General features: G+C 33.4%; 5 protein-coding genes. 3 read left to right on the top strand and 2 right to left on the bottom strand.

What is annotated here, in order from left to right; translation table 11 throughout:
* Positions 1-318, top strand: a 318-nt coding sequence (locus tag AC1DRF_RS21590) for a C40 family peptidase (protein WP_477741655.1), incomplete at its 5' end; no start/stop codon positions are given.
* A 146-nt stretch (positions 319-464) separates the two neighbouring features.
* The gene (locus tag AC1DRF_RS21595) at positions 465-1061 is read left to right on the top strand and encodes a YdcF family protein (protein ID WP_043980719.1); all 597 of its coding nucleotides are present in this window, start codon (positions 465-467) and stop codon (positions 1059-1061) included.
* 112 nt (positions 1062-1173) lie between these two features.
* Here AC1DRF_RS21595 and AC1DRF_RS21600 read toward each other — a convergent pair whose 3' ends face one another.
* Together AC1DRF_RS21600 and AC1DRF_RS21605 are read right to left on the bottom strand one after the other, a co-directional pair.
* Positions 1174-1788 (bottom strand): DUF998 domain-containing protein, encoded by a 615-nt coding sequence (locus AC1DRF_RS21600; protein ID WP_427076728.1) that lies wholly within the window; start codon positions 1786-1788, stop codon positions 1174-1176.
* 262 nt (positions 1789-2050) lie between these two features.
* Positions 2051-2485, bottom strand: coding sequence for a diguanylate cyclase (locus AC1DRF_RS21605; RefSeq protein ID WP_427076729.1), 435 nt, complete (start codon positions 2483-2485; stop codon positions 2051-2053).
* Between the two features lie 96 nt (positions 2486-2581).
* Between AC1DRF_RS21605 and AC1DRF_RS21610 the strand changes: the two genes are divergently transcribed.
* Positions 2582-2898 (top strand): DinB family protein (locus AC1DRF_RS21610; protein WP_477741656.1); only part of this gene is annotated, 317 nt, incomplete at its 3' end.

Raw genomic sequence — 2898 nt, forward strand, 5'->3', positions numbered from 1 at the left:
GGCGTACCATATGTGTGGGGAGGAACGTCTCCGAGTGGTTTCGATTGCAGCGGTTTCATTTATTATGTATTTAAAAATGGAGGTGGAGTAACTGTACCGCGAACAGTAGCTACCTTGTATCAGTCAGGAAAAAGTACATCTACTCCAAATGTAGGAGATATTGTGTTCTTTGATACTACTGGAGGTCCTTCACATGCTGGAATTTATATTGGAAACGGGCAGTTTATTCATGCTGGCAGTTCAACTGGTGTAACTATTGCATCGTTAAGCAATTCTTACTGGGCACCTCGTTATTTAGGAAGTAAATCTATCCTTTAATAAACTACAAAGCACTAGTTAGCAAGAACGAAAAGACTCAGAAAAAGAGATAAGAATTAAATTTTTTTTGAAGATTACCTTTTTATTTTTATGAATATTGAGCTTTATGATACGATATGAAGTGAACTTTTTAAATGAGGGTCTATATGCAAAAAATTAAAGGTAAAAGGATAAAAATTAGTATATTTATGCTGGGATTAGGGATTGTTTTTTTTCTATTTGCCGGGAAAGAGCTTGTGGTAAACGAAAAGCCGGTAAAATCTGACGTGATTATTGTGTTAAGTGGTGATAATGATCGACTGGAGAAAGGAATTGAATTATATAAAAAAGGCTATGCGGCTCATTTAATCCTTTCGAATGGTCAAGAGAATAATTTTTATCATCAAGCCAAGGAATCAGGGATACCTGAGAATTCAATTATATTAGAAAATCACGCTACAAGTACTACGGAAAACGCTAAATTCACAAAAAGGCTAATGATGAACTATCATTTTCAATCCGCTATCGTTGTTTCTTCCAACTATCATATGAAAAGGGTAGAAAAAAACTTTAATAAAGAATTTAAGGATACCCAAATACAATTAACCTATTGTTCTAGTGGAAGTCGCTATTATAATCCACAGAGATGGTGGGAAACTGCTTTAAATAGAAAAGTTACCTACACAGAATACGTCAAGCTTATTGGCAATTATTTTGGTTTTAGCGGAAAGAAATCTAAAGAATTATTAAGAGAATTTATCTAACAAAACCGTATAAAAAGTCCATAGGGGATGTCTCTATGGACTTTTTGCTATTTAAAATTGCGAGTAGTTGAACGTAATCTTGTAAGCTCATATGAAACGGAATGATAATGGATTACTTGTTTAACATAAAGGAAAGCACGGTGCCCCATATAAAGATTACTAAATAGAATAATCTTTGCAGCAGACCGGTAGGCATAGGAACAAAAAATACAAACATAATGAGTATGAGGATGAATAGTAAAGAGACTAAACAGCCATACGTCCAATACTTGCCGCTGGTTAAAGATGATGCAGACATCCAAAGACCAGCTAAAACAGTGATCATGCCAAGTTGAGCGAATATTGAATGCCAAAATAAATTTATATCAGCCGGTATAAAGCCTGAAACAATGTTACCCAAAGCTAATATAAGAATAAAAGCTGTTGCTAGTTGGGTTATTTTTGTTTTCTTTAGGTTTTGTGAAATGTACAGAACACCAATTGAAAGTGTTAATCCGTTTATAATAAACAATACGTTCATCCAGAAATGGTGAGGAGAGCAAATATCATGAGGTGCAATTGAATAGGTATAGGTTCCACAAGAAGTTACGCCAAGATCACTCATTGCGTGATGTAAAAAACTGTAGGGAGCAGTTGAAGTCAAAATAAAAAAAGGTTCAACTAAAAAATACAAGCAAGTAGCAAACCAGCTTAAAATGCCAAGCTTTTTCGATATATACAGAATCATCACCTCTTAAAAAGTGTTATATACGAATTGTATATCCAAATAATGTTAAACAGAATGGTCTTGAAGCCTATTTTTAAGTAGGGCTTGAGGTTGATGCGAGGAAGGAGGACAAAGTGTTTAAACTTGAAGGTGCTTAGGAAAAGACCTCTTTACTAATGTTTTGTAGCGGTAAAGAGGTCCAAAAGCTGCTTAATTAGAAATGAATAACGRCTGATTATGCACCCCCATACGTAAAGTTAATGTATTCCAAACGCGGTGACATTCAAGACATTTTCTCTAGAATTTTATAATCTGATGTTTTTTGAATATCTACATCATATTCATGTGCAAATGTTTCTAATTCCTCAAAAACATTTGGTGGATTAAATAATGCTATTCGCATATTCCACCCGTTTTCTACTTTTACTACTGCCAATTTTGTTTTCCAACTTAACCGTTTAAATACAATTCTTTTAATGTCCATTGGTTTAACGGTTTTTGCATATACTTGAAACCATAATATATATGTTCTATAGGTTAAAGTATCTTTGTCTATTTGAAATTCATATCTGAGGCCCAGGGAAAGAAACGAACAAAGGATAGCAAAAAGAAGTAAAAAATCAAATGCTTTATATTGAACTGCTTGAATGCATAATAAAGCATTTAAAGGTAATAGAGTGAAAATAATAGTTTTTTGAGCAGTAGCTTTAAATAACATAGAATCTCCTTTCTTTAGTAAATAAGCCAACTGGTTTTTTCTATGATATTATTTAAGTGTTAATTTAGATTAGATTTATATTGGGAGGTCTTTTACATGTATAATACCATTTCAGATTTTATCAAAGAATGGAACAACGAAGCTATGCTAACTCAAAAAGTTTTGGATAGCTTAACAGATGATTCATTGAAACAACAAGTTTACCCTGAAGGACGTACGTTAGGAAGAATTGCTTGGCATTTTACAACCAATATTCCAGATTATCTAACTGAATTTGGACTGAGCATAGACAGAATAGAAAGTACAGCAAGCGTTCCATCTTCTGCCCAGGAAATCGCTATAACCTTTAAAAATGTAAGTTCTCACGCTGCTAAAATCATTGAACAGCAATGGACAGATGAATCTTTAGAACA

The sequence above is a fragment of the Priestia sp. P5_B4 genome (genome assembly GCF_056400385.1).